We start from the raw sequence: 22,601 nt of genomic DNA, 5'->3' as shown, positions 1-22,601 counted from the left end.
ATAAAATTAATAGTATTACTGTTAAAAATAAAAGTTTAACTTTTATTTTGGTGTTTTGTTGCAGCAATACAGTGAATCTTGTTAATACCTTTTTATAAAATTAAATACCTTTTTTGTAATTTTGAGTAAAAAGCCCCAATGTTTAAATACAACTACTTGATAATTTGTATTTTTTTATTTCCTATCTATTTATATAGTCAGGAAACGGCTGATTTTTATATCAAAAAAGTGTTACTTTATAAAGAGATAAACCAGGCATCTAATTACAAATTAACAAGTTATAACAACCTAATCATTACAGCTAATCCTAAAAGTTCTTATGGTTATATAGATACTCTTTATAAATTTAAAAGAGGGAATAAAATCATTAAAGAAATTGATTCATCAGATTACCGATTCAAAAAAATAATTTCCAAGCAACATTTGTATCAAGCCGAAAAAATTTCAGTAATCACAAAAAAAGATCACAACATAAAGGAAGAAATAATTGCGACGCGCATGGCTGGTTTTAAAGAACCAATAGCTGAATATTTTACACTACAATTACAGCCCTTTAATTTACATCATTCCAAATTAGAAATTGCCGAAAAAGAGTATATAAATCCTATTTCAGAAAAGGGTTTAAAAAAATATGTTTATACTATCACTCGTTATACCTCCGAACAAAATCGCAAACTGATTGAAATAACATTTAGTCCAAAAAAACAAAACGATTTAAACTTAATACAGGGTAAACTTTATATAGATTCTGAAAATTTTAATATTGCTAAAGCGGACTATTATACATTAGGAAAAATTGAATGTCATTCTATTCATCATTATACCTACAACAAAATAGCAAAGAATTGGTTTCCTTTGCATACTCAATTAATTTTAAAAAAAGGAAACAGTAAGCATCCTGTAAAAATTCTGGGTGAGTATATTACTTTTGAAAACTCAGAAAAAAAATACAATCCCACAAGAAAAAAATACGCGACCGATTTTATCGAAATAATCGTTACGACTCAATATTCAGAATTAACTTTAGGGGATTTTCTAATTGATAAAAAATATTTTCCTATAGCATTATCAGATAACGCCAGCAAACGAAAAGAAGCTATTTGGTTTGAATCATTTAAAGACTCTATTGATAAACGAAGTTTGCCTACCTATCTTTCTTTAGATAGCTTAATAGAAACTCGAAAATATGAGCATAAACTCAAAATTGGGCGTAAAATTATTAAAGGATACTATCCTATAGGTTTCTTTGATCTGGATTTACGATATCTTTTTAAATATAATAATCACGAAGGAATACGTTTAGGAGCAGGTGGCATTACCAATGATCATTTTTCTAAATTTCTTAAAACAGAGGCTTATTTTGGCTACGGAACTAAAGATTATGATTTTAAGAAAGGGGCTTCAGTAGCTTTCTTACTAGGTCGTACTTCTGAATCATGGATTGGTTTGGGTTACCAAGATGATGTAGCAGAAATAGCTAATGAGTATCTTGAAATAGACAAAAAAATATTTAAAATTTACGATTCACGTCCTTTTAACCTAACTACCTTTTACAATCATCGTACTTTTAGAGCTTTTATAGAAAATAAAATAATTCCTAAAACAGAGTCTATTCTTCAAATAACAAAAAGTAATATTATCCCTTTATTTAAGTATCATTACGAGCTAGATGGTAAGGCTTATAAAGAATTTTATTTGGATGCGTTTACCTTTTCCTTGCAATGGAATCCTTTTAGTCAATACATGCAAACTCCTAGTGGTAGAATTGAGTATAAAAAGGAATATCCTACGTTTACCTTTCAATTTTCCAAAACACTCCCTAATTCAATGAATGAATTATTTCGATATACGCGATATGATTTTCGATTTGAATATCAAAAGAGAGTGTTCAATAATCATAAAATTGATTTTCAATTAGAAATGGGTTATATAAACGGTAGAGTTCCTATCACGCATTTATATAATCATTCTCCTAACAATTTGCAAAAAGAAAAAATAATAGAGCGAATTAATTTTGCCGGTAGCGATAGTTTTGAAACAATGTTTTTTAACGAATTTTTTTCAAATAAACAGTTTTATAGTCATATTCAATATGAGTTTCCAAAATGGGAAATCAGCAGGCAAATAAAACCTGTTTTTAATACTGTTTTAAGATATGGAATAGGAAATCTTAATTCAAAGAATAATCATAAAGAAATTGTATTCAAAACACTCGAAAAAGGGTATTGGGAATCAGGTATAGAAATAACCCAAATCTATAATGGTTTAGGAATATCCAGCTTTTACAGATTTGGGCCTAATCAGTTACCTACTTTTAAAGATAATTTAGCTATAAAACTAAGTTTGCTAATTGATTTAGGGTTTGATAATTAATACCGATGGTAAATTGCTTAACCATAAATTGTTAGATGCAACTAATTTTTTCCAACTTTCAAGACTGATTAACATCAAATCTTGTTTCACTAAAAAGGCTTTTTGAACTTGATCCTCTTTAACTATTGAAATATTATCTGGAAATTCTCTGTCTAATGACTCAATTGCGTTTTTTATTAAATAATTATTTTCTAGTTGATATTTTACATCTACTACATTTACCTTAGAGTTATTATTATAAACAAACTTTTGGATATAGTCTACCAAAAAAGCATCTTCTGAACAAAAGAAAGGAACAAAAATTTTATCTAAAGATTGTAATTCATTATCAGCTAATATTCCCAGAGGTGTTTTATTCTTAGAAATTATTTGTTCTGTCCTTTCATCAAATATAGAATTAGCAAACAATCCTTCTTTACCGGTTAACTTGTCTAATAAACGATCTGGATTGATTAATCGAGTGGTAAAGCCTATTACTTTTCCTAAAAGAGAACCTTCAAAAATCGATTTTCCTAGACCAACTAGCAATAAATCATAATCTCCTTTTCCTGCTACTTCAGCAATATCCGTTTCTATATCCACAGTTGCCTTAAAAATAGTAGATATTTCTTGGCTTAAATTTTTAGATTCTTCTAAAATAGGAACAAACGATTCTTTTTCATATTCTTCCGTATTATATCCGTGCATTTCATCACTTACAGAAAGGTGCATAGCAGTAATAACAGAACTTTCCTTTTGTTTTTTAGTTAAAGCATTTGCTACTTTTAATAATGATTTTCCTTTTTCATGATTTCCAAAAGAAATTAATATTTTGAATTTATATCCTCCTTCTATTATTTCCGGAAGAATTTTATCTTTTGTTCTAAAAATAAAATTAATTAAATCTAAAGCAGGTCCTGTCATGAAGGTGGTTACTAAAGCCATAATAACCATCATCGTAAAAATTTCGGAAGTAAGTACTCCTAAATCATATCCTATATTTAGTACGACTAATTCCATTAGACCGCGCGTATTCATAAGAGCACCTATTACCAAACTATCTTTCCATGTTTGTCCGACAAATTTAGAAGTTAGGGCACCTCCAATAAATTTACCGGTTACAGCAACCAAAATAATAAAACCCGTTATTTTCCATAAATAGGGTTCATTAATAAGACCTATTTGTGTTCTTAATCCTGTAAATACAAAAAATAAAGGAAGTAATAATATTAAAGATACATCTTCAACCTTATCAATAAAAATATGCCTAAACTTAGCAATATCTGGCATAATAGCACCTGTCATAAAAGCGCCAAATAAAGCATGAATTCCTATTATTTCAGTACAATATGAAGAGATAATTAAGGTTAAAAAGAAAATGGCTACTACAGGTTTACTCAAACTTTCGCTTTTTGAATATAAATCTCCCACTCGCTTTAAAAATGGTTTAACTAGAAATAACATAATCAAAACATAAACAGCAGCTAATGCAATTATGTACAATGAACTAGCAAAAGTACCCGCTTTTACGATAGCAATAACCGCAGCTAATAAACACCAAGCTGTTATATCATCAGCTGCTGCACAAGTAATTACAATTGTACCTAATTTTGTCTTATGCAAGCCTCTTTCTTGTACTATACGTGCCAAAACAGGAAATGCCGTAATACTCATAGCAATACCTAAAAACAAAGCAAAAGACAAAAACTCTACTCCTTGTGGTGCAAATTTGTGATAAACGAAATAGGCTAATACCATTCCTAATGCAAAAGGAATAATGATACTGGCATGACTTATTACTACAGCATCATTAGCTTTGTTTTTTAAAACCTTCAAGTCTAATTCCATCCCTATCACAAACATAAAAAGGATTAAACCTATTTGACTTAAAAACTGTAGGTTTCCTAAAGATTCCGCAGGAAAAATTAGGGCTGTAAATTCTGGAAAATACATTCCTACGACAGAAGGACCTAAAAATATCCCTGCAATAATTTCACCTATTACAGATGGTTGGCCTATTTTTCTAAAAATCCAACCAAAAAAACGAGCTACGATAACTATTGTTATAATTTGTGCCAATAAAATAGCTAAAGGATGTTTTACATTATGAATAAGTGATTCTAAAAATTGACCCCATAGTGTATGACCCGAATTAGGAGCTATAACTTTCCGTCCTATTTCCAAATTTTTCCCTTGTTGTACAATCCAATACATCAAAGCAGTAAACACTCCCGTAACGGTAAAATAAAAAATAGCGTTTTTAAGTTTTTTCATTTTTTATAAATACATAATCCTTACAAATATGCTAAAATATGTATTCAAATAAAATAATAATTATAATATTTAATTAAAAAATAATGCTACAAAATTTGATCCATAAAAGTTAGACAAATTGACTAAAAAAATAGAATTGGTTTTTCTAAATTTGTAATCGCTTTTATAGAATATGAAAAAATTATTAAGCCTCGGTTTTTGGGAATTAATTGCCCGACTTATTTTACGTAACAAAATGATCGTTCTTTCGATTGTTATTGCATTAACAATAGGATTAGCTTTTCAGTGGAAATACATACGCTTTACTCAAACAGAAGCTAATTTAATACCACAAAATGATAAGATAAATATTGATTATACACATTTTTTAAAGACGTTTGGAGAAGAAGGTAATCTTATAGTTATTGCTACAAAAGATACTAAACTATTTACTCCCAAGATCTTTAAAGCTTGGAGTAATATGATCAATAACATTCAAAAACATTCAGAGGTAGATTTAATTATTTCTCCAGACAATCTAAAAACACTTATAAAAGATGATGCAAAGCATACTTTTAAATTAAAAAATCTTATTGATCCCAGTCAAACCAATAAGCAAAGTTATTTAACAAATATTAAAAAACAATTATTCGATAGCCTTCCTTTCTATGAGGGTTTGTTATACAACAAAAAATCAGGAGCTATTCGTTCTGCTATTTATATAGATAAGAAAATTGTTAACACCAAAAAACGAAAAGACTACGTTCTTCAAAAGCTCATCCCTGAACTAGAAAAATTCGAAAAAACAACAGGCATTACACTTCATAAATCAGGTATGCCTTACATACGTACACTAAACGCTAAAACCATTATTGATGAAATTGGTCTTTTTATAGGAGCTGCCTTATTAGTTACAGGACTTATCTTCTTTTTCTTTTTTCGTTCTTTTCGCGCTACTGCCATTTCACTTTTAATAGTGATAATTGGCGTTATGTGGTCCTTTGGATTATTAGGTTTACTAAACTACGAAATAACCGTTTTAACAGCTCTAGTTCCCACACTTGTAATTGTTATTGGTATACCCAATTGTATTTTTTTAATAAATAAATACCATCAAGAATATTACAAACACAAAAACAAAACAAAAGCATTACAACGCGTCATAACAAAAACAGGTACTGCAACCTTAATGACAAATTTAACAACCGCCTTTGGTTTTGCCACCTTTATTGCGACAAACAATTCATTATTGGTAGAATTTGGCGTTATTACTTCTATTAATATATTGGCTATTTACATACTATGTATACTTATTATACCCGTATTTTTTAGCTATATTCCTGCTCCCATTTCAAGACATTTAGGACACCTGGAAAGAGAGTACTTAACCTCCTTCTTTAAATGGATTATTAATACCGTAAAACATAATAAAGTAGGAGTATACACCGTTTCGCTTTGCTTGTTAATCATTGGGATGATTGGAATTCATAAAATCAAAATATCAGGCTCCATAATAGAAGACATGCCTAAAAAAACTGCTTTTTTTGATGATATTCGCTTCTTTGAAAAAGAATTTGATGGGGTGATGCCTTTAGAAATTATGATAGATACTAAGCGTAAAAAAGGCATTATGAAACTTTCCATGCTTAAACGTATGGAAGAACTTGAAGAAACAATTCTTGAAATTCCTGAATTATCAAAACCTCTTTCTATTGTTAATTTAATAAAATATTCGAAACAAGCTTACTATAACGGAAATCCTAATTTTTACGAATTACCAACAACTCAAGAGCAAGCCTTTATCCTTTCTTATGCAAAAAATGCAACTAAAAATGCGAAAGAAAATATAATGAAAAGTTATGTAGATTCAACAGGACAATACGCCCGTATAACTACTTTCATAAAAGATGAAAATGGAGAAAAAATGCAAGCAATTGAAACCCAATTACGTGCCAAAATTGATAAATTATTTCCATCTCCTCGTTATGAAGTTATCATTACAGGCAAACCATCTGTATTTCAAAAAGGAACTCAATATTTATTAGACAACCTACTTTCTTCTTTATTAATGGCATTTGCCCTGACAGCTGCATTAGTAGCCCTAATGTTTCGTTCATTTAAAATGGTATTAGTATCTATTATTCCTAATTTACTACCATTACTAATGACCGCAGGATTAATGGGGTTTTTAGGGATTCCATTAAAGCCCTCTACCATTTTAGTTTTTGGAATTGCCTTTGGAATGTCAGTTGACGATACACTACGTTTTTTAGCACAGTACCGTTTAGAACTTTCTCGTAACGATTGGAAAATTAAAAAATCAGTATTTGCTACATTTGACGATGCAGGAATTAGTATGTTTTATACTTCTATAGTACTTTTCTTTGGATTTTCCGTATTCATGCTGTCTAGCTTTGGAGGAACTGTAGCTCTTGGAGGACTCGTAGCTTTGACTTTAAGTTTTGGTATGCTATCTAATTTAGTTTTACTCCCTTCATTAGTCCTTTCATTAAACAAAACATTAGCTAACAAACAAGAATTGCCAAAACCTATCATCGACATATTAGAAATCAGTGATGAGGAAGTAGATGCCGCAGAAAAAAATAGTTAAATATCATTCTAAAAGAGTATTAATAGCAACCTTAAAAATGAATAATTGTAATAAACAACAGAAAATAAATGGTCTATTCTAAACACAATACATAACGACCTAAAAATTATAAAAGAATTAGATTATGATCAATATGGTTTTGTTTAAAAGGATTAAACCCGATTACACGTTAGAAATTTATTACAGATAAAAAAGAGGCTTTGATTTAAAAAAATAAACATGTTATTCGAGCCATGTGACTTGCTTCGTCTATTCGAGTAAAGCTTTTGGGTCTTTTTATGGTCGAAATGATAAGATTGCAAGCTTTTAGGACATGCGTTAAGTGACTACTTTTAAAATATTCATATCTACGAGAAAAAATTGCGGTGTTTTTTACTCTATTTGTTTCATCATAAAATCTATCACATAATCTGAGTCAAAACGACGTTGATTTACAGAAAACCAACCCCAAAAAAATAATAAAAAACAGACAAAACACATTTAGGCGTTTTTTTACTAAATATAATGTATTCCATATAACAGCAAACTTTCGCTTTTAACTCAAATCCACTATATTTGCACATTATAGTTAAAAGCGTTATTAGAATTTTTTAATAAATTCTAAAACTTAATATCAGATATTTAAAATGAAACACACCTTAATTAAAGATTTACTAAACAGCACGAAGACATTACATGAAGTGACTGCTAAAGGATGGGTAAGAACTTTTAGAAACAACCAGTTCATTGCTTTAAATGATGGTTCAACTATTCATAATATCCAATGTGTCGTTGATTTTGAAAATACAGCTGAAGCAACTTTAAAAAGAATTACTACTGGAACATCAGTAGCTGTTACTGGAGAATTGGTAGAAAGCCGTGGTTCAGGTCAAAAATACGAAATTCAAGTTACTAAATTGGAAATTTTAGGCGATAGTGATCCAGAAAAATTCCCAATGCAGCCAAAAAAACACTCATTAGAATTCTTACGAGAAAATGCACATTTACGCATTCGTACGAATACTTTTGGAGCTATTATGCGCGTTCGATCAGCTTTATCATTTGCCGTTCATCAATATTTTCAACAAAAAGGATTTTACTACGTAAATACACCTATCATTACAGGTTCTGATGCAGAAGGGGCAGGAGAAATGTTCCGTGTAACAGCTTTGCCTTTTGAAAACACGCCTAAAAATGAAGATGGAACAATCAACTTTAAAGAAGATTTCTTTGGTAGAGAAACAAACTTAACAGTATCAGGTCAGTTAGAAGGAGAGGCATACGCAATGGCATTAGGTCAAATTTACACCTTTGGACCTACATTCCGTGCAGAAAACTCAAATACTTCTCGTCATTTAGCTGAATTTTGGATGATAGAACCAGAAGTAGCTTTCAATGACCTAGCTGATAACATGGATTTAGCAGAAGATTTTATCAAATATGTGATTAAATATGCTGTTGAGAATTGTTCAGATGACCTAAAATTCTTAGAAACTCGTTTGCTAGACGAAGAAAAACAAAAACCTCTAGCGGAACGTAGTGAAATGGCTTTATTGGAAAAATTAAGTTTTGTTTTGGACAATAATTTCAAACGTGTTTCATATACAGAAGCAATTGATATCCTAAAAGATTCAACCCCTAATAAAAAGAAAAAATTCCAATATTTAATAGAAGAATGGGGGGCCGACTTACAAAGTGAACACGAACGTTTTTTAGTTGAAAAACATTTTAAATGTCCTGTAATACTTTTTGATTATCCAGCAAAAATAAAAGCATTCTATATGCGCTTAAACGAAAATACAGAGCCTGGAAAAGAAACAGTACGGGCAATGGATATCTTATTCCCAGGAATAGGAGAAATCGTAGGAGGTTCACAAAGAGAAGAACGTTTAGATGTTTTAATTGAAAAAATGAAAACATTAGGTATCCATGAAGAAGAACTATGGTGGTATTTAGATACGCGCCGTTTTGGTTCTGCCGTTCACTCAGGTTTTGGATTAGGTTTTGAACGTTTAGTGCTATTCGTAACAGGTATGACTAATATTCGTGACGTGATTCCTTTTCCAAGAACCCCACAAAATGCTGAATTCTAATAAATAATAGATTCGTTGATTTGGTTATTAACTTAATATAATAACCAAATCAACAAATAATCGAATACTAAAAATGTTAAAACAAAATTTAAACTTAAAATTATCTCAAAAACTTTCTCCTCAACAAATCCAGTTGATGAAATTAATTCAATTGCCTACTCAGGCTTTTGAACAACGTTTGATGGAAGAAATGAACGAAAATCCAGCTTTAGAAGGAGGAATCGTAGAAGATGAAGAAAAGTTTGAAAAAGACGAATTTGATACCGATGAATATGATGATTTTGATGATTCAGAAAGCATTGATGCCAATGATATCAATATAGATGAATATTTAAGCAACGACGAAACACCAGACTATAAAACACAAAGTAATAACTATAGTGATGATGAGGAGGAATATGAAGCCCCTTTTGTTGCCCCCGTTAGCTTTCATCAAGATTTAATTAATCAGCTCAATACATTTGTTTTAACAGACGAAGAAAATGATATAGCCGAATTTTTAATTGGTAGTATGGATGATGATGGGTACTTACGTAGAAGTATCATTGATATCGTAGACGATATGGCATTTACTCAAGCTATTTATACGGATGAGACACGTGTTAACAAAATCCTTTGTTCTATTATTCATGAATTAGAGCCTTCAGGTGTAGGAGCTCGCGATTTACAAGAATGCTTGTTGCTCCAATTGAAACATAAGACCCCAACAGAATCAGTTGAATTAGCCATTAAAATAATTGAGGAGCAATTTGATTCGTTTACAAAAAAACACTACGAAAAATTACTCCAAAAACACAACGTCTCCAAAGAACATTTAAAAAAAGCAATTGATGAAATTGAAAAACTTAATCCAAAACCAGGAGGTGCTTTTACGGGGAATACTAAAATAACAGAACATATAGTTCCTGATTTTACGATTCGGATCAATGATGATGAATTAGAGTTAACTATAAATGGTAGAAATGCTCCAGAACTTCACGTTTCTAAAGATTATCAAGAAATGATGAAGACATATAAAGACTCTAAAGAAAAATCAAATGCACAACGTGACGCTGTTCAATTCATTAAACAAAAATTAGATTCAGCTAAATGGTTTATTGATGCTATCAAACAACGTCAAGAAACCTTATATGTCACCATGAATGCCATTATGCACTTCCAAAAAGAATATTTTTTAGAAGGAGATGAGACAAAATTAAAGCCCATGATCCTAAAAGACATTGCGGATATGATTGGCTTAGATATTTCTACCGTTTCCCGTGTGGCTAATAGTAAATATGTAGATACACCTTACGGAACTAAATTACTTAAAGATTTCTTTAGTGAAGCCATGATGAATGATCAAGGAGAAGAAGTATCGACTATTGAAATCAAAAAAATTTTGCAACAAGTTATTAAAGAAGAAAACAAAAACAAACCTCTTCCTGATGATCAATTAGCTGTTATTTTAAAGGAAAGAGGATATCCTATTGCAAGAAGAACAGTAGCCAAATATCGAGAACAGTTAGATATACCCGTTGCAAGAATGCGTAAAAAAATTTAACCCCAATTTCAAGAAAGTATTGTTCTTTTACAAATGAGAGCTAACTTGCACTTGCGAGCGAAGCCTATGCAAAAAATGGTGAATTTATCCCTCCCAAATTTTGGCTGAAATCTAAAAAGGCTTCCATTTGAAAGCCCTTTGAGACAATCAATGATCAAACACCATGTTATCTCGTATAGAATAATTTTAGCTAAGTTAGATAGAATGCCGCATTAGACTTCATGAGCGAGATGAAAAACAAAAAATGAACATTTTTTATAGATAGGGAAGAAAAGCCGTAATCTAGTCGTAGTTTGTCACTTGAACCCAAGGGAGAAATTACATTATTTAATGTATGTGATTTTGTTCCTATTTTATAAACGATAAAAATATGAACCTTTAAGACAGCCCTAATGCAATAAAAAAGTACGCTTTTTAGATTTAACCCAGATTTCAAGAAAGTATTGTTCTTTGACAAATGAGAGCTAACTTGCACTTGCGAGCAAAGCCTATGTAAAAAATGATGAATTTATCCCCTCCAAATTTTGGCTGAAATGTAAAAAGGCTTCCAAATGGAAGCCCTTTAAGACAATCAATGATCAAACATCATGTTATCTCGTATAGAATAATTTTAGCTAAGATATTACATTTCCTCGCATTTTAATAAAAAGAAAATTTATGAAAAGTTTCGAAAAAATGCGAATTGTAAATCCCAATGTGGCAGCAATTAATGTCGGATCACATTCTCATTTTGTAGCCATAGGACAAGATAAAATCAAATTAGAGATTTTAATTTTTATCAATTACTTAAAATAAGTTAGATAGAATTACGCATTAGACCCGAGCGTAGCGAATAGACGAAGTAAATCTATTCCACTTTATTTTTCTTCCAATTCAAGCACGGACTCAAATTTTAATCATCAAAATAGTTCACTATTTCTTCTTCTAAAATTTTCCGTGAGCACTTGAATTTATTAAAAAATTTTGTTTCACAACGAAGTCTAATGCGGAATCTGGGTTTAAATTTCTTCTTTATTTGTAATAAATTTCTAAAGCATAATTTACATTAAATATAAACCCCGTTTTTAAGGATTTTGTCCTCAAAACGGGGTTTAAAGTTAGAATCAAGTAATTTTTGAGTTTTGATTTTATTCTTAATGTTTTCAAATCCTCATGATAACCTCTTATAGCTAATGAAATAAAAAGGATTATGTTAATTCTCTATTTTATGATCCATAAAAGTATAATAAGTATTCTTGTATCCTGTAAGCTTAGTGCCTGTAAACCTTATGCTATCACCTACAAATTCATATTCATATTCATCTACATTTCCTTCTGTATTTAGAATTTCATAAAATCTACCATTTTCTACCCACCAAGTTCCTGTTTTATTAGTTTCATTAACATTGTCCTTTTCATCTATAAAAACGAAAGAAAACACACAACTGCCATTAGCAAAACGACATGTTCGCCACTGTTTACTAATCCCTTTTTCCAACTGTTCGACTTCTGTTCCTTCCCAACAACCAACAAATCTATGATCTATTTTAGTATCTAGTTGAGCAAGACCAATACTCGTGCTCAATAACGCCATCAATAAAAACAATATTTTCTTCATCACATAGATTTTTTAGCAGCTTCCCTTCAACTAGGACTCTAAGGTTATTACTAATTAAAATAATGTTTTTTAGTTTAAATTTATTTATGTCACAATATATGCTTTTTTTTCATTTTAGATGCTGTTCCGTTATTATTTTTTTTAATCAATACATTGATTTTGTTTATATATTACCTAAAAGAATTTATAATAAATTGCCAACGCATAGTCTGGTATAAAATACAGAAGATTATCTTAGGTCTATTTTCATTATAATCATAGGATTACATAATCAAAAAATGAAAGGGATTACCGATAGAATCTTCGGATAAACGAGTCTTTGATTTTTGCCTCTAATAAAATTTAAAAGCCCAGGAAAAAAATAGACTAGACTTTTAAATTAAGGTAAAGGCTTATGACAAATAGAAAGAATTGTAATGATTGAACTCTCTAAAAATAGATACAGAGTCAGACAAACCAAACGTTTAGTTTGTTATTTTAACGATAGTTTGAACTTTTTTAGGCAATGATAAGATTACGATCTTTTAGAGCAGTCTCCTAACATTTTGTATCTAAAAAACTACATTGGTAAATACACCACTTTTTTTGTTTCAAAAAAATCTTCCGAAAAAAAATCCGCTATGTTATATTGAATCGATTCTGGAAAATCTTGTAGTTCTTCACTCAAATCGCCTCCTTTCAAATATAAGATACCATTAGCTCTTTCGGGATGACGGTTGTTTTTTTTGGTTTTTCCTTTTACCCATTCTACAAAATCGGGCATATTTGTCACAGCACGACTTACAATAAAATCAAATTTATCATTAACAGTATGGGCTCTTTTTTGTTCTGCTTTTAAATTTTTTAGCCCAATATCCTCTGCAATCGCATTTACGACCTTTATTTTTTTAGCAATTACATCAATTAAATAAAAATTGGTTTCAGGAAACAAAATAGCTAAAGGTATTCCTGGAAAACCCCCCCCTGTTCCTACATCCATAACAGTGCTGCCAGGTTTGAACTCTTGGATTTTAGCTATTGCCATGGAATGTAAAATATGTTTTTCATATAATTCATCAATATCTTTTCTAGAAATGACATTGATTTTGGAATTCCAATCTTCATACAAAGCTTTTAATGCTTGAAATTGGTTGATTTGTAGTTCTGATAAGTTAGGAAAATAGGTAAGGATTTGCTCCATTTTTATTTTTTTTGACAAAATTAAACAATTTACTGTTTAAAAATTCTTTCTTTTCGTTATCAATTCAATTTATTAATAATTAAATTTGAAAACATTTTTAATAATTATGCAGACAAAAGAACCTATTTTCTCTAGAACTGATTCGATGAAGTTCTTTAGAACCTTAAACACAAGAGTAAATAACTACTTTAAGGAAAATAATATACAAAAAACTGGTAACTGGAAACTTTATTTAAAGACAATAGTAATGTTTACTATTTTTTTAACCCCTTACTTTTTTCTGATCAGTATGCAAATGCCTTTTTGGGCCTATCTATTACTCAATGTAGTTATTGGAGTAGGAATGGCTGGAGTAGGAATGAATGTAATGCACGATGGAAATCACGGATCTTATTCCTCTAAACAATGGTTAAATAAGATAATGGGGGGAAGTATTTACATATTAGCAGGAAATGTATATAACTGGCAAGTTCAGCACAACGTATTACACCATACTTATACAAATATTCCAGGGCATGATGAAGACCTAGAAGCAGGGCGTATTTTACGTTTTAGTAAGCAAGCAAAGTGGCATCGTTTTCATAAATTTCAACATTATTATTCTATCTTTCTTTATGGATTATTAACCTTTAATTGGGCTATTACAACCGATTTTCTTCAAATGAAGCGTTATCTAAAACGCAAATTGTCGTATGGTGAATTTATAAATCCAGCGATTCGTTGGACAACGCTAATTGTTACTAAAATTATTTATTTTTCTATCTGGTTAGTAATCCCTATAGTTTTAGGAATTACTTGGTGGAAAGTAGTATTAGGTTTTGTTGTTATGCACTATACCGCGGGATTAATATTAAGCGTTATCTTTCAATTAGCTCACGTAATAGAAGATACAGAAACACCAGTGCCTAATGTAGAAGGCGAAATGGAAAACACTTGGGCTATTCATCAATTATTTACAACTGTAAATTTTGCGCCTAAAAACTGGTTAATTAATTGGTATACAGGAGGATTAAATCATCAAATTGAACATCACATTTTTCCGAATATCAGTCATATTCATTATGGTAAAATTGCTGAAATAGTAAAACAGACAGCTAGAGAATGTAATTTGCCATATTACGAATATAAAACAACTAGAGCTGCCATTATTTCTCACTTTAAACATTTAAAAGAATTAGGGCAAAAACCACAAATAGCTTAAAGAGTCTATAAACAAAAAACATAAAAATAGTTAGGGGGTATAAAATCTTTACAGATTCAAAAATAAAGACAACCAACCAATTAATAATATTTTCAACACAATGAATACTATTTTATCAGAAAGAATTAACAATTTAGCGGTCTCTCAAACGTTAGCAATGGCTGCTTTAGCAAGAGAATTAAAAGCACAAGGAAAAGACATTATCAGCTTAAGTTTAGGTGAGCCCGATTTTAATACACCCGATTTTATAAAAGAAGCCGCTAAAAAAGCAATTGATGATAATTATTCCGCCTATCCGCCAGTAGAAGGATATTTGGATCTAAAAGAAGCAATATGTGCCAAGTTTAAAAGAGATAATAATTTGCACTATACACCCACTCAAATTGTTGTTTCCACAGGAGCTAAACAATCGTTATATAACATTGCGCAAGTAATGTTAAACAATGGAGATGAGGTAATCCTACCAGCACCTTATTGGGTATCTTATTTTGAAATTATAAAACTTTCAGGAGGAGTACCTGTAGAAGTGCCGACATCAGTAGCATCTAATTTTAAAATGACACCAGACCAGTTAGAAGCAGCCATTACTCCTAAAACGAAGATGATGTGGTTTAGTTCTCCTTGTAACCCTTCTGGTTCTGTTTATAGTAAAGAAGAATTAGAAGGATTAGCAGAAGTGTTAAAAAAACATCCTAATATCTATGTTGTTTCAGACGAAATTTATGAACATATCAATTATACAGGAAACTATTACAGTATAGGTGCTATTCCAGGAATGGAAAACAATGTTATTACAGTTAATGGAGTAGCAAAAGCATTTGCCATGACAGGATGGCGAATGGGGTACATTGGAGCACCTGAATTTATTGCGAAAGCCTGTACAAAAATGCAAGGTCAAGTTACCAGTGGAGCAAATACTATTGCACAACGCGCAACAAAAGCAGCAGTAGAAGCTAATCCAGAAGCCATTAAATATATGGTAGATTCATTTGAAAAAAGAAGAGGAATAGTATACCAATTATTATCCGAAATTCCAGGGTTTAAACTTACAATGCCAGAAGGTGCTTTTTATTTCTTTCCAGATGTTTCCGAATATTTTGGCAAAACCTTAAGAGGAAAAGAAATAAAAGATGCAAATGATTTCGCTATGTATTTATTAGCAGAAGCAAATGTGGCAACCGTAACAGGAGATGCTTTTGGAAACCCAAATTGTATTCGCTTATCTTATGCTACCAGCGAAGAATTATTAAGAGAAGCTATTAAAAGAATAAGAGAAGCTTTAGCTTAATTCAAATAAAAAATAAGGCCATCCTAAAAAATAGTATTGCTATAGAGTCATCTAGTTCGTCATTTTAACGAAGTAAAAGTTACCATGATTTTGATCATGCAACTTACCTTAATTGTTTACCTTATTTGATCCTAGTTAAAGCAAAACAAGTAAGTAAAGTTAGATAATGTAATACTATTTTTTTGGAGAGCCATTGTAATATTTATCCAACTAGGAATGCAGTCTGTCCTATATATACCAAAATAAACCCAGATTAAAAGATAGACTCTTTGATAAAGAAGGTATTATCTTTCCTTCTGTCATTTAAAAAAAATAAAAAGAAGGTTCACTATATTAACCTTGTTCGTATACAAATTCCTTTTTGAAACATTCTCTCTAGTTTTCAAATATTAAAAGTAAAATTATCCCCCCTTATATATTTTCACTTTTAAAATAATATCTATAAAACATCTTAAAAAAATAGACCCCTTTAAGTTTTTAGTTTAAACCCAAATTTTGGCTGAAATATAAAAAAGCTTCCATTTAGAAGCCCTTTGAGACAATCAATAATCAAACACCATCTTATCTCGTATAGAATAATTTTAGCTAAGTTAGATAGAATTATACAACTCCTCCTTCCCAGAGTAACAAACAAAACAGTGATTTATTTACTATAAAAATGATTCGTAATCTTGTCATTTATAAAATAGAAGCAAAATTACATACCTTAAACAATGAATTTCTCCCTTGATTCGAAGTAACAAACTACAACTGGATTACGCTTTTGTTCCTTTTTTGTCTATTCATCTCACGTATGAAGTCTAATACCAAATTCTAGTTAAAAAACACTAGTAACCACAACTCCTTTTATTATTTACCAATACATTTTTCTTTTTTTATTCAAAAAACAAAGTGAAGCTATTTTTTTAACAAAACATTTGTTTTTTCTTGAAAAACACAGTATATTTGACTCAGTTGTATTTCCATAAATGGTTATTATTATTAAAAAACAAATATACGATGATACCACACAAACAAAACAATTTACCTACATACTTACAAAAACCTAACACCCCCCAATCATTCCTTATATTATTTTTAGGTATCTACATCCCTTGTATTTTTTATTTTTTTTAAATCTTTATAAATATGTCATTTAAATCTAAACTAGTAGTAGCAGGAAAAGAGTACACCGTATTAAACGTAAATTACGGGTTATTTCAAGAAACAGACGCAACAGGTAGACCTTCTACCGTAACAAGAGGAGGTAAAATTGAGTTAACTATTGAAGGAACAGCAGACACTTCGTTCTTTGAGTGGATGACCAATTCTTTTGAAAGAAAAGACGGTAGTGTAAAATTCTTTAAAAGAGATAGCGATGCTGTTTTAAAAGAATTAAAATTCTCAGAAGCTTATGTTGTAAAATTCAGAGAAAACTTCGACTCAACTGGCGTAAACCCATTAACCGAAACCTTTACTATTTCAGCTAAAAAAATTGAATTAGGATCAGGCGCTTACCAAAACGAATGGGTATAACAACACCTAAGAGGCTGTCCTAAAAGGGCACAATCCTGTCATTTCGATTAAAAGAAAAACCAAGAGTTTTACCCAAATAGGAGAAGCAAATCACATATTACTGTGACTTCTCCTATGGTCGAAGTGACAACTAAAGATTGATTTTTGACTTTTCAGACAGCCTCTTTTTTAACCCAGATTTCAAGAAAGTATTGTTCTTTGACAAATGAGAGCTAACTTGCACTTGCGAGCAAAGCCTATGTATAAAATGGTGAATTTATCCCCTCCCAGATTTTGGCTGAAATGTAAAAAGGCTTCCATTTGGAAGCCCTTTGAGACAATCAATGATGAAACACCATGTTATCTCGTATAGAATAATTTAAGCAAAGATATTACATTTCCTCGCATTTTAATAAAAAGATATTTTATGAAAAGTTTCGAAAAAATGCAAATTGTAAATCCCAATGCTGCAGGAATTGATGTTGGGTCACGTTCTCATTTTGTAGCCATAGGACAGGATGAAAATCAAATTAGAGAATTTAATGTTTATCAATCAGGATTATGCGCTTTGGTAGCTTATCTTCAAGAGAACAAGATTCGTAGTGTTGCTTTGGAGTCCACAGGGAGTTATTGGCAATCATTGTTTATGATCTTGCAGGGAAATGGTTTTGAAGTTCTTTTGGTTCAAGGGACTCAAACAAAAAACCTTAAAGCAAAGACAGATGTGAAAGATGCACAATGGATACAGAAACTTCATTCTTTAGGGCTATTACGAGGTTCTTTTTTGCCCTCTGAAACCACTTTGCAGATAAGAACACTTCATAGACATCGTTCTAGTTTGATTGAACAAAGTTCAAGCTTTGTAAACAAAATGCAAAAAGCATTACGTTTAATGAACTTCAGACTCGACGTTGTGATAAGTGACATCACAGGAGTTTCTGGAATAAGAGTAATTGAGATGATACTATCAGGTGAAACTTCAGGTGAAAAATTAGCTGAATATTGCGACAAACGAGTTAAAAAAAGCAAAGAAGAAATAGCCGACGCTTTGCAAGGTAAAATAAACAATGAATACCTACATGAGCTTTCCGATTGTTATGATATTTACAGACTTATTCAAGATAAAATAAAAAACACCGATACTCGTATTGATCAAGTGCTGAAAAATCAAACCAGAGAAATTGTTTTATCAGAAGATATCGAATTGGTAAAGAAACAGAATAAAGGGAAAAACCAACCCAAATTTGATGTACAGAAATATAGTTTAAAACTTTTTGGAGTAGATATCTTTGCTATAGAATCAGTTTGCTCAGGAACCGTTACTAGTTTTTTAGCCGAAATAGGCACCGATATATATAAATTCAAGACCTCCAAGCAATTTGTGAATTGGCTCAGGTTAGCTCCAAATAATAAAATTAGTGGAGGTAAGGTTTTGAGTAGCAGAACTCCAAAAGGGAAAAATAAATTTGCATTGACATTAAGAAATGCGGCAAATACAATTGAAAGAAAAAAAGAAGGTTACCTCGTTATGTTCTTTAAAAGGATTTCTTTTAAAAAAGGAAGAGGTGCTGCAATTACAGCAACAGCAAGAAAAATAGCAGTTATAATTTGGAATATGATAGTCAAAAAACAACATTATATACCAATAAATACAGACCAATATATTCAAGAAATGAAGAATAAAAAAACGATACAAATTAAAAAAATGATTAAAAAATACGGAATCGAAACTACTTCTTTATCAATTCCTTAAATTAAGTTAGATAGAATTCCGGATTAGACTTCGTTGTGAAACAAAATTTTTCAATAAATTCAAGTGCTCACGGAAAATTTTAGAAGAAGAAATAGTCAACTATTTTGATGATTAAAATTGGAGTACGTGCTTGAATTGGAAGAAAAATAAGATGGAATAGATTTACTTCGTCTATTCGCTACGCTCGGGTCTAATGCGTAATCTGGGTTTAATTCCTTCTTTTAAAAACACTATAAAAATTTAAGACATGTCATTTTTAGCCAAATTAGAATTAGACGGTAACACCTATAATATCTTAAACTGCGATTATAATTTCACACAAGAAATAGATGCGACAGGAAAACCACAAGGCATGCCCCAAGGAGGTGAAATCAACATCCGTATAGAAAGCAACGGCAAAACCAACCTACTACAGTGGATGCTAGACCATAGTCAAACCAAAAACGGTACCATTATTTTCTTTCGTAGAGACGCTATGAGCAAATTACAAGAACTAAAATTTGAAAAAGCCTTTTGTGTATCCTTTTCCGAGTTCTTTGATTCCCAAAACAACCAACCCTTACAAATAGCCATGCGACTCATAGCCAAACGTTTTACACTAAACGATACCACCCATGAAAAAAAATGGAAAGACTAACAAAACCAAACAACTAAAAAACACAGACCATGGAAACCTATAACAGCGATTATGGCAGACTCAATCATCCTGATGATCTAGCTAAATACGCCTCCGTTGGCACTTTTAAAGACTTTTTAGCCGATAAATCAAGCCCCTTAGTTTACTGTACCCTAACAGTAGAAGGCAAATCCTTTTTAGAAAAATCCCATTTTGATCTAACACTTGACCAAAAAACCAACGAACACGACACCTTTACTATTGCAACCCGTGCCGATTCCCTAGACAACCAAGAAGCATACATTATGGAAAACTCCAAAAGTTATCTAGGCAAAACCATACACATCCACCTACATCGATTTGGTGAAATAAAACAAACCTTTACAGGCATTATAACCCATCTGAACCTTTTAAAAAAAAATGGATACAGTCAGTTATACATTACAGGACACGCACCGACCATTATGCTAGAACAAGGCTTAGAATGCCAAAGTTTTGAAAACAAAACCCTAGAACAAATCATACAAGAAATAACCGCCGAATATCCAAAAGACAACTTCAACCTAATTACCAAAAACGGCAACACCCAACATGTAATCCCTTACACCGTACAATACAACCAAACCGATTACCAGTTCCTAAAACAATTGGCCATACGCTATGGCGAGTACCTGTATTATGACGGACAAAGCTTGGTATTAGGCAATAAAGTAGGTCCTAAAATAATTGTATTAGAAGAAAACATAGACCTAATACATGTATCTTTTGAACTATCGGTAAAACCACAACAATTTACCTACACCACCTACTATACAGAATCAGGAGACAACCTACAACGAGATAGCGCCTTTGCTCAATTACAAAGCAAATTTAACCCCTACCAACTCGCAGCCCTTAAGGCTTCAAAAGACGTATTTCATAAAAAACCCAACAAACTCTACAATCAAACCGGAATTAGTAGCAAAACAGACCAAGAACTACAAGATGCCGTAAGAAAACAAAAAGAGCTACGCGAAAGCCTTATGGTGGTAAAAGGCAAAAGTAAAGATCCCCAACTCAAACAAGGCGATCTAACCAAGCTAATTGATATTAACGACAAACCGATGGAAACCTATCGGATCATAGAAATCAAACACTTTCATGATGGCAACCAATACTACAACGAATTTGTAGCCATACCCGATTTGTGGACACCTCCTTATTTTGACGACAGTGCTTATCCTAATTGTGAAGAACAAACCGCACGAGTAGTAGACAACAACGACCCTATGGGCATGGGACGTCTACGGGTACAATTTCCATGGCAAGAAAGAAAAAACCAAAAAACCCCTTGGATTAGGTTAATACAACCCCACTCAGGAGCAGGCAAAGGCTTTCATTTTATCCCCGAAATAGGCGAGGAAGTACTGGTTGGTTTTGAAAGTGGCAACGCCGAAAAACCTTTTGTATTAGGTACTCATTATAACGGTGCCGCAACCAGTGGGTATCATACTAGCGGGAATGATGTAAAAGCCATTCATACCCGAAGTGGAACTAAAATTATTCTAAACGATGCCCAAGGCTCTGTTTTTATAGAGGATCCTAGCGGCAACACTTGGACAATGGACGGTCATGGGAATATTAATGTAAATGCGCCAAAGAATTTCACAGTAAATGCGGGGGAAGATATGATTATTAACGTGGGTAAAAACATGACAACCTCCGTTGGAATGAATATATCTGAAAGTGCAGGAATGAATAAAAATGAAACCATTGGTGCCATGAAAAACACTACCGTTGCAATGGATATGATGACCATGGTAACAGGAAAGTTGACGGAAGTAATTGAAGGAGATGTGCATAGTGAAACAAAGAAAGGTAAAACTTCTGTAAATTCAGGAAAAGGAATTGATATTACTAGTACTGAAAATTTAAACAAACATTCAGAAAAAGAAATTCAAATAAATTCAGCTGAAAAATCTAAACAACATTAGTTATGAGTAGAACTAGAATTGTTAAAGGAAAAATCACAGAAATTGTTGGCGGTGAATACAATATTTATTCTAACGAAAATATAGTATTAACTTCCTTAGAAGGTAGTGTAACTGCTAACGCTGGACAAGGAATTACACACAGGAATCCGGGAAGCGCACCCACAGTAGAGTCAGGAAAAATTGAAGCTAAATGTATTGTTCACTTTAGACCTAAAAAAGATTGGAAAGGCGAAGAATATGGATGTGATTGGATGCGAATTGAAGATACCACTCTAATTACAGGAGGAAATAATATTTTTGGCGATACAAATTATGAAAAAATAATAGTCAAAACAGTACAAAGAATCTGCTTTTACTAATCTTGTAACTAACTCTAATACTTACAACGGTTTTTACAAAACAGACCAAGGTTTATTTAATAAACTCAAAGCAGCTTATAAATATCACACCATAACTTGGAAAAACAAGAAAGACAGCTCAGGCAACGAACTTAAAGATTCACAAAATAACCCTATAAAAGAAGATTATTTTTGTACTTGGATTTCTTTATACCCAAAAGAAATCACAAAAAAAACACCTCAAGGTCAAGGTAAACCACCTAAAATAGAGAAAAAAGTCACTAACTACAGTAATACAAAAGCTACTCTAAGCCTTGTTGTAGACATAGA

15 protein-coding genes are annotated in these 22,601 nt (G+C 31.5%); 12 read left to right on the top strand and 3 right to left on the bottom strand.

The window, feature by feature from the left end; genetic code table 11:
- Positions 1-138: 138 nt before the first annotated feature.
- Positions 139-2,373: a DUF5686 family protein gene (locus NAB20_RS01595; protein ID WP_127823861.1), complete on the top strand. Its 2,235-nt coding sequence runs from the start codon at positions 139-141 to the stop codon at positions 2,371-2,373.
- On the opposite strand, the gene NAB20_RS01590 is transcribed toward NAB20_RS01595, so the two are convergent.
- The gene (locus NAB20_RS01590; RefSeq protein ID WP_088391437.1) at positions 2,356-4,626 is read right to left on the bottom strand and encodes a cation:proton antiporter; all 2,271 of its coding nucleotides are present in this window, start codon (positions 4,624-4,626) and stop codon (positions 2,356-2,358) included. The two genes, NAB20_RS01595 and NAB20_RS01590, sit on opposite strands and share 18 nt — an antisense overlap.
- Before the next feature lie 172 nt (positions 4,627-4,798).
- Here NAB20_RS01590 and NAB20_RS01585 point away from each other — a divergent pair, with 172 nt between their 5' ends.
- The 4 genes from NAB20_RS01585 to NAB20_RS01570 all read left to right on the top strand — a co-directional run bounded on the left by NAB20_RS01585 (position 4,799) and on the right by NAB20_RS01570 (position 11,626).
- A complete protein-coding gene (locus NAB20_RS01585) occupies positions 4,799-7,216 on the top strand; it encodes an RND family transporter (RefSeq protein ID WP_375605405.1) in 2,418 nt (805 codons plus the stop codon).
- 626 nt (positions 7,217-7,842) lie between these two features.
- Entirely contained in the window at positions 7,843-9,288 is a 1,446-nt protein-coding gene (gene asnS / locus NAB20_RS01580) for an asparagine--tRNA ligase (RefSeq protein ID WP_088391433.1), read from the top strand.
- Positions 9,289-9,361: 73 nt separating this feature from the next.
- Positions 9,362-10,831, top strand: a complete 1,470-nt coding sequence (gene rpoN, locus NAB20_RS01575) for an RNA polymerase factor sigma-54 (RefSeq protein WP_105195466.1) — start codon at positions 9,362-9,364, stop codon at positions 10,829-10,831.
- A 657-nt stretch (positions 10,832-11,488) separates the two neighbouring features.
- Positions 11,489-11,626 (top strand): hypothetical protein, encoded by a 138-nt coding sequence (locus NAB20_RS01570; RefSeq protein WP_375605404.1) that lies wholly within the window; start codon positions 11,489-11,491, stop codon positions 11,624-11,626.
- 397 nt (positions 11,627-12,023) lie between these two features.
- Here NAB20_RS01570 and NAB20_RS01565 read toward each other — a convergent pair whose 3' ends face one another.
- Both NAB20_RS01565 and rsmG read right to left on the bottom strand, forming a co-directional pair.
- Positions 12,024-12,428, bottom strand: coding sequence for a hypothetical protein (locus NAB20_RS01565; RefSeq protein WP_123901372.1), 405 nt, complete (start codon positions 12,426-12,428; stop codon positions 12,024-12,026).
- 559 nt (positions 12,429-12,987) lie between these two features.
- Positions 12,988-13,608 carry a 16S rRNA (guanine(527)-N(7))-methyltransferase RsmG gene (rsmG, locus tag NAB20_RS01560; RefSeq protein WP_088394501.1) on the bottom strand — a complete coding sequence of 207 codons (621 nt, stop codon included), beginning with the start codon at positions 13,606-13,608 and terminating at the stop codon, positions 12,988-12,990.
- A gap of 106 nt (positions 13,609-13,714) precedes the next feature.
- On the opposite strand from rsmG, the gene NAB20_RS01555 reads away from it, so the two are divergent.
- From NAB20_RS01555 to NAB20_RS01525, 7 genes are all read left to right on the top strand, one after another.
- Positions 13,715-14,809 (top strand): acyl-CoA desaturase, encoded by a 1,095-nt coding sequence (locus tag NAB20_RS01555; protein WP_105195467.1) that lies wholly within the window; start codon positions 13,715-13,717, stop codon positions 14,807-14,809.
- 100 nt (positions 14,810-14,909) lie between these two features.
- Positions 14,910-16,097 (top strand): pyridoxal phosphate-dependent aminotransferase, encoded by a 1,188-nt coding sequence (locus tag NAB20_RS01550; RefSeq protein WP_088394497.1) that lies wholly within the window; start codon positions 14,910-14,912, stop codon positions 16,095-16,097.
- Between the two features lie 1,128 nt (positions 16,098-17,225).
- Positions 17,226-17,612, top strand: a complete 387-nt coding sequence (gene tssD, locus NAB20_RS01545) for a type VI secretion system tube protein TssD (protein WP_105195469.1) — start codon at positions 17,226-17,228, stop codon at positions 17,610-17,612.
- Positions 17,613-18,018: 406 nt separating this feature from the next.
- Positions 18,019-19,344, top strand: coding sequence for an IS110 family transposase (locus NAB20_RS01540; RefSeq protein WP_375605029.1), 1,326 nt, complete (start codon positions 18,019-18,021; stop codon positions 19,342-19,344).
- A 247-nt stretch (positions 19,345-19,591) separates the two neighbouring features.
- The gene (gene tssD, locus NAB20_RS01535) at positions 19,592-19,981 is read left to right on the top strand and encodes a type VI secretion system tube protein TssD (RefSeq protein WP_088395034.1); all 390 of its coding nucleotides are present in this window, start codon (positions 19,592-19,594) and stop codon (positions 19,979-19,981) included.
- A 29-nt stretch (positions 19,982-20,010) separates the two neighbouring features.
- On the top strand, positions 20,011-21,933 hold the full coding sequence (locus NAB20_RS01530) for a type VI secretion system Vgr family protein (protein WP_375605403.1): 1,923 nt from the start codon (positions 20,011-20,013) through the stop codon (positions 21,931-21,933).
- 2 nt (positions 21,934-21,935) lie between these two features.
- Positions 21,936-22,292, top strand: coding sequence for a hypothetical protein (locus NAB20_RS01525; protein ID WP_375605402.1), 357 nt, complete (start codon positions 21,936-21,938; stop codon positions 22,290-22,292).
- Positions 22,293-22,601 lie beyond the last annotated feature (309 nt).

Origin of the sequence: Flavobacterium davisii (assembly GCF_042182265.1) — a bacterium.
Lineage (GTDB): Bacteria > Bacteroidota > Bacteroidia > Flavobacteriales > Flavobacteriaceae > Flavobacterium > Flavobacterium davisii.
This window is presented reverse-complemented; position numbering and strand designations above follow the sequence as displayed.